General features: G+C 33.6%; 7 protein-coding genes. 3 read left to right on the top strand and 4 right to left on the bottom strand.

What is annotated here, in order from left to right; translation table 11 throughout:
• Positions 1–223: hypothetical protein (locus VB796_RS08330; RefSeq protein ID WP_323346066.1), on the bottom strand; the 223-nt coding region annotated here is incomplete at its 3' end.
• Positions 224–623: 400 nt separating this feature from the next.
• Here VB796_RS08330 and rimO point away from each other — a divergent pair.
• Entirely contained in the window at positions 624–1,931 is a 1,308-nt protein-coding gene (gene rimO / locus VB796_RS08325; protein WP_323346065.1) for a 30S ribosomal protein S12 methylthiotransferase RimO, read from the top strand.
• Positions 1,932–2,252: 321 nt separating this feature from the next.
• Here rimO and rpmB read toward each other — a convergent pair whose 3' ends face one another.
• The gene (gene rpmB / locus VB796_RS08320) at positions 2,253–2,492 is read right to left on the bottom strand and encodes a 50S ribosomal protein L28 (RefSeq protein WP_109744203.1); all 240 of its coding nucleotides are present in this window, start codon (positions 2,490–2,492) and stop codon (positions 2,253–2,255) included.
• A 178-nt stretch (positions 2,493–2,670) separates the two neighbouring features.
• Between rpmB and VB796_RS08315 the strand changes: the two genes are divergently transcribed.
• The gene (locus VB796_RS08315) at positions 2,671–3,768 is read left to right on the top strand and encodes an endonuclease/exonuclease/phosphatase family protein (RefSeq protein WP_323346064.1); all 1,098 of its coding nucleotides are present in this window, start codon (positions 2,671–2,673) and stop codon (positions 3,766–3,768) included.
• A 44-nt stretch (positions 3,769–3,812) separates the two neighbouring features.
• A complete protein-coding gene (locus VB796_RS08310; protein ID WP_323346063.1) occupies positions 3,813–5,000 on the top strand; it encodes an AI-2E family transporter in 1,188 nt (395 codons plus the stop codon).
• A gap of 132 nt (positions 5,001–5,132) precedes the next feature.
• On the opposite strand, the gene VB796_RS08305 is transcribed toward VB796_RS08310, so the two are convergent.
• Together VB796_RS08305 and VB796_RS08300 are read right to left on the bottom strand one after the other, a co-directional pair.
• The gene (locus VB796_RS08305) at positions 5,133–5,855 is read right to left on the bottom strand and encodes a sterol desaturase family protein (RefSeq protein WP_323346062.1); all 723 of its coding nucleotides are present in this window, start codon (positions 5,853–5,855) and stop codon (positions 5,133–5,135) included.
• Positions 5,856–6,062: 207 nt separating this feature from the next.
• Positions 6,063–6,813, bottom strand: a 751-nt coding sequence (locus VB796_RS08300) for a Crp/Fnr family transcriptional regulator (protein WP_323346061.1), incomplete at its 5' end; no start/stop codon positions are given.

Raw genomic sequence — 6,813 nt, 5'->3', positions numbered from 1 at the left:
TATTCTCATCTATCATTCCGCCTGCTTTAATGGCTTCATAATCAGTTTTTAATCTCCCCATTTCACGAGCCAAAAAAGTTTGTAATTGAGTATTAAACTCATGCTGTTCTTCTTTGCTCAAAGTAGCATAAAAATCTTTTAATTCTTGGTTAATAGTTGCACGTTCTTCAGCAGAAGATGCGTTGATTGAACGTACATGATATTTTTTGAAATCGAAATCCATGATAAAAATTGTTTTTTTGAATAAACTGCAATTTAATTACATTGATTCAAATTTTCACTTTTTGTGTACTCGAAGTTAATATCGCTTGCTATGATGGTTGTTTCTTACGCTTATTTGGTATGGAGTTACTATCAACTTTTTCAAATCAAACCATTCTGGAAGAGTATTTTGAAAAGTACATTCGCTATTGTGTTAGGGTATTTGTTTCTAAGATTATTTTCGTCGTTCGTTGGAAGCATGATTGTTGGCATTTTGCAAGAGGCTGGAAAATAAAAGTATTAAGGATAATAATTTCAATAAATCAAAATACTTATCGCCAAGACCTTACGAATACGCTGAGTTGTCGTAACTTTGTGGTTAAATTTTAACAAATCCTATCTCAATGAGTTAGGAATTTTAGATGAAAACTAAAACGCAATTAAAGAATAAAGTCAATATTGTTACACTTGGTTGTAGCAAAAATGTGGTTGATTCAGAGGTGATTTATACCCAATTGAAAGGAAATGGGATAAATGTTAGCCATGAGTCTAAGAAAGATGATTCAAATATTGTTATCGTAAATACCTGTGGATTTATTGATAATGCCAAACAAGAATCAATAGATACGATTTTGCGTTACGTTGATGCCAAAGAAGCAGGGGTAATTGACAAATTGTATGTAACGGGCTGTCTTTCACATCGTTATAAAGATGAGTTGGAGGCGGAAATTCCAACGGTTGATGCTTTTTTTGGAACAAATGAGTTACCAAGATTATTGAAAACTCTCAAAGCTGACTACAAACACGAACTCATTGGAGAACGTCTTTTAACAACTCCAACGCATTACGCATACCTGAAAATTGCTGAAGGCTGCGACCGTCCTTGTTCTTTCTGTGCCATTCCTTTAATGCGTGGCGGACACGTTTCTCGCACGATTGAAGACCTTGTTATTGAAGCAAAATCATTAGTAAAACGTGGAACGAAAGAGTTAATTCTTATCGCTCAAGATTTGACCTATTATGGTTTAGATATTTATAAAAAACGTAATCTTTCTGAATTATTAGAGCATTTTTCTGACATTGAAGGACTTGATTGGATTCGTTTACAATATGCGTACCCAGCGGGTTTCCCGATGGATGTTTTAGATGTAATGAATTCAAAATCAAATATTTGCAAATATTTGGATATGCCATTACAAAGTGGTTCTACGGAAGTTTTGAAAAGAATGCGTCGTGGAATTACTCGTGAAAAAACCGAAGATTTAATCAATGTCATTCGTGATAAAGTGCCTGATATTGCTTTGAGAACAACGCTAATTTCGGGTCATCCAGGAGAAACTGAAGAAGACTACGAAGAGACATATCAATTTGTAGAAAAAATGCGTTTTGACCGTCTTGGTGTTTTCACATACTCGCACGAAGACCAAACACATTCACATTCATTTGAAGATGATGTTCCTGCCGAAGTAAAACAAGAACGTGCGGACGAAATTATGGCTTTGCAACAAGATATTTCAATGGAACTGAACCAAGAGAAAGTTGGAAATACCTATAAAGTTTTATTTGACAGAAAGGAGGGAGGACACTTTATCGGAAGAACACAATTTGACTCGCCAGAAGTTGATAATGAGGTACTTATCCCTGCAAAACAGTTTGTTCGCTTAGGTGATTTTGCGAATGTAAAAGTTAATCGTGCAGAAGAATTTGACTTGTACGGAGACTTGATTTAGAGGTTAGTTTTTAGAGAGATATTGAATAAATTAAAAACGGAATTATCTACTATTTGTAGCAAGACAAAATTAGCCCACGTATAGAACAGATAAAACAGATTTACACTGATTTTTCTTTAAATTTATCCGTGTAAATCCGTTGAATCAGTACAATCTGTGGTCTAATTTTATTCTGCGACAAATTGTAGATAGTTCCGATTAAAAATGGCGATTTAGAATTTCAATTTCTAAATCGCCATTTTGTTAACGGTATAAAATTAGACATAAAAAAACCTTCTCAAAGTTATTGAGAAGGTTTTAAGTATTTTTAAGACTTTGGTATTACAAGCTCAAAGTTCCCTTACGAGCAGCAGCAATTAAAGAAGCTTCTAAGCCTTTTTTGTTGATAGTACGGATAGCTTTTCCAGATACTTTCAATTGAACCCATACACCTTCAGATTCTAAGAAAAATTTCTTAGTATGAAGATTTGGATAGAATTTACGCTTAGTTTTATTGTTAGCGTGAGATACGTTATTACCTACTTGTGTCTTTTTTCCTGTTAATTGACAAACCTTAGCCATGTTAATCCTTGTTTTTGTTATGTAAAATCACTTTAGAAGCGATATAATAGACTTGATTTTCAGTATTTTCTGAAACGGAATGCAAAATTAGAGATTATTTCTCAAGGATACAATTTATTAAGGAAATAAAATTCAGGAATCTTCGTACTTTTGTTTAAACTCATCGTTTTAAGATTATATGTTTAAGAAAATTGCCACCTCATTACTTTGGCTAACCAGTTTACCTGTTTGTATATATACGCTGGTGACCTACTTGCTGTCATATACGCTCGTTATTGAACATTGGTCGGCAGGCTTTATCATGATGACACTACCATTTGCGATGTTAGGATGTTTTGTTATTGCCTTTACGTGGCTATTTATTCGCCCATCCAGAGCTATATTACCCATCTTGATTTTATGTTTGGGGTATCCGTTTATCAAACGAACTATTGTTTTTAAAGACCCACAAAGAAGCGAAAACTCTTTGTCTGTTTTTAGTTATAATGTGTTCGGGTTTTGTGGGGATGAATATACAGGAGATAAAGAGAAAGCTACCAATTTAATTAATTATTCGGCTGATTATGAGGCAGATGTGAAGTGTTTTCAGGAGTTTTATAATTTGGAAAATGATAAAAGATTTCGGACAATTACTTTAATGCAAAAGGAAAATCCGTACATGGTTAGCAATAGCGATAGAGGAAATCAGGGTTTGGTTGGACTCATTATTTTTTCAGTTTACCCAATTATTCATCATCAAGGAAAGGTTTTTGGACGACGCAATGCCAATGGCTATTTAGTAGCAGATATTGCTCGTAAAAAAGACACCATTAGGGTGATTAATATTCAGTTACAATCTATGGGAATACGAGTAAACAAGGTAGTGAGTGAAGTAAAAGGGAAAGATTATGAGGAAGCAAAAAAAGAAGGAAAGGGTATTGTTTCATCTTTAAAAATGGGTTTTCAAAAACATGGAGAAGAGGTAAAATTGATTGAAAAAATGATTGATGAAAGTCCTTATCCCGTAATTCTTTGTGGTGATTTTAACGAAACACCTTATGGAAATGCTTATGGAAGTATCCGTGACCGATTGAAAAATGCCTTTGAAGAAGCTGGAAATGGTTTTGGTTTTACGCTCAATCGTAGTCCGAGATTAGTGAGAATTGATAATCAGTTTTGTTCTGAAGAAATCAAAGTTCTTGATTTTAAGACTTTTCGAAGTGTTTCCTTCTCTGACCATTTCCCAATTTTGGGTAGATATTCTTTAGAAAAAACAGAAAAGCTGAAAAATAAATAAAAGTGGAATGTTCGTAAATTCTGCTTAACTCATCAACAATTAATATGAATTACAAACTACCCTTCATCGGAAAACTCGCTTTTGCTTTAATTTCAATCACCATTTTGGTGTATTGGTTAATGGTTTTACAAGATATTCTTGTGCCAATTTTTATCTCCATTATTTTATCAATGTCAATTTTCCCAGTAGCTAATTGGCTGGAAAATAAAGGATTGGGTAGAATTTGGGCGGTAACGCTTACGCTGTTGTTATTTACCGTTGTAGCATTTGGCATCATTTGGTTAGCTTCTACCCAAATTTCAGATTTTGGAGAAATGCTACCACAATTAGAGAAAAAACTGACCAATTGGTTTAATCAAATTCAGCGTTGGGCAGAAAGTACATTTCACGTTGGGAAAAAAACACAAATTGCTCGACTTCGACAGTACGGAACAGGATTTTTAAGTACGGGTGGCAGTTTCTTTACATCAGCACTTTCAACCACTGGAAGTGTTTTGGGAAATCTCTCTTTGATTCCGATTTATATGTTTTTCTTTCTGTATTATCGAGATTTTTTCAAAATGTTTTTTTATAAAGTTTTTAATAATGTAAGTCGAAAGAAAATAGATTCAGTTCTCACAAAAATCTATGAAGTTGTCCATAGTTATTTAACGGGTTTAGTCACAGTGACTTTGATTGTGGGTAGCCTCAATACCATTGGTTTATTGGCTTTAGGGATTGATTACGCAGTTTTTTTCGGTTTTTTGGCGGCAGCATTATTAGTAATTCCTTTTATAGGCATCTTGATTGGCTCTATTTTGCCCATTATTTTAGCACTAATCACAAAGGATTCTCCGATGTACGCAGTAGGAGTAGCAGGCGTTTTTATTTTTGTACAATTCTTAGAGGGGAATTTTATTACACCTCAAATTGTTGGGTCAAAAATTAGTATAAATGGGTTAATTGCCATCATTGCTTTATTGCTGGGTTCTGCACTTTGGGGAGTAGCTGGTATGGCATTGTCTTTGCCAACAATTGCGATATTAAAAGTCGTTTTTGATGCCGTTCCAGACCTCAAGCCTTTTGGATATATTTTGGGTGAACCCGACCATGAAAAATTACAACATGAGAAAAGGAAATCGATGGGAAGTTTTATGCCAGACTTTGTAGAAAGTATTGTAGAAACCACTGAAGATGTCAGGTCTTTGGTGAGTGGAAAGAAAAGAAAAGGGAAATCAGAGAAGATAGATTAAAGAAGTGATGTTTCGAAAACAATATTTTGTTTGAGCGACCAATTTCGAAAGCCCCTTTCACAATTTTTATGATTGCGAAAGGAGCTTTCGGAATTGGTAGCTTTTCGCAAATCGTTTGTTGCGTAAAATTACTTATTTCGATTGCTCCGTTCCCATCAATTTATCCCAAAATGTAAAGTAAAAACCGTAATTTCCTTTTCCGTAATGATGGTGATAATTATGAGCAGTTGAGGTATTAATCCATTGTCCAAACCAATGTTCTCTAAACCATTTTGGATAAATTTCATAGCCTAAATGTCCGTAAACATTCACTACCATTGAGATTAAGTAAAATATCGCTACTGCATTAAAATGAGCAGGAATCAAGAGCATCATTACAAACTGAAAACAACCGTTAATGACGGCTTCCATAGGGTCAAATGAAAAAGCTGCCCAAGGACTTGGATTGTGAGATTTATGATGTAAAGCATGAAAATTTTTGAACAATGACTTATGATGAACCAAACGATGAGTCCAGTAAAAATAGGTGTCATGGAGCAAAATCATAAGTAAAATACTTAACCAAAAATACCAAATTGGGTACTCATTGATGTTGTTGTACGCCAATGAAAATTGATAAAATGGCGTTTTGTAAGCAATATAACCTACCACCCCAAAAATGATGCACGACATGAAGGAAGAGCCAATTTCTCGTAAATAGTCACTTGATTTTGGGAAACGATTTTGAATTTTTTGGAATGATTTTGAGTTTTTGAAAACATAATAAAAAACAAAAAATGCAATTCCTGCTACCAATAAATAGCGAAGAAAATTAATTAGGAAAATAAAAATGCCGAAAGGAAGTTGGGTTTTCATAAGCTTATTATTTAAAATTGATAAGCAAATTTGACTCTGAATTTTGAAGAAAAAATTTACAAAAGATAAGTTCGTGTTTTGGCAGAGAGGTTTTAGTGGTTGGGATTTAGGTATTAGTTATAAAACGATGAGGATTAACTTGAACTTTTGAATGGAAATAGATACTTGTACCGTTTAACTAATAACTAAATTCTAATTTACTTGCAATCAATGCTTATTTTCCGAAACTCGTTTTCTAATTCTGCTTAATGAAACAGGCGTTACTCCCAAAAATGATGATAAATGTTTGAGTGGCACTCGATTCATTAAATTTGGATATTTTTCGATGAATTTTAAATATCGTTCTTCAGGAGAATAGAACAAATGCCCTTCGTAAAATTTTATCGCTTGAGCTAATTCTTGTTGAATAAAATACCTTCCAAAACGCTCTAATTGATGATTTTTAGAAAATAGTGCCTCCATTTCTTCATAATCATAAACCATCAAAGAAGTATCTTCTAAGGCTTCAAAACTATAAGATGAGGGTTGATTGAGAATGATACATTCAAAAGACGAAACCATTTGTAGTTCATGTTTGAAGATGATATTATACTCTTCGCCGTCTTTTAAATGGTAAAATCTAATCAAACCATTCATAATCATTCCTACTTTTTTGGTGTAATCGCCCGCTTTTAAAAAGTGTTCATTTTTGGGAATATGAATGATTTTTCCAATTGATAATAGCTCCGTTAAATCACTAATTTCCAGAAAGTCATATTGCTTCCAAAAAGTCTGAAAATCAGGATTATGAACTATATTTTGTATCAATAGGCTATCCATTGTAAGTTTATGAGTTATGAAATGTCCCGTCCTGAAATAAGTTGACCAAATTTTGAACTTAAAACGTATCAAAAGATGGACAAAACCAAGAACACTGGGCAAAAATTTATTCGCTATTTCAGCGAAGAATTCAAACGGC

Source organism: Arcicella sp. LKC2W (assembly GCF_034931005.1).
In the GTDB taxonomy this organism is placed as follows: domain Bacteria; phylum Bacteroidota; class Bacteroidia; order Cytophagales; family Spirosomataceae; genus Arcicella.
This window is presented reverse-complemented; position numbering and strand designations above follow the sequence as displayed.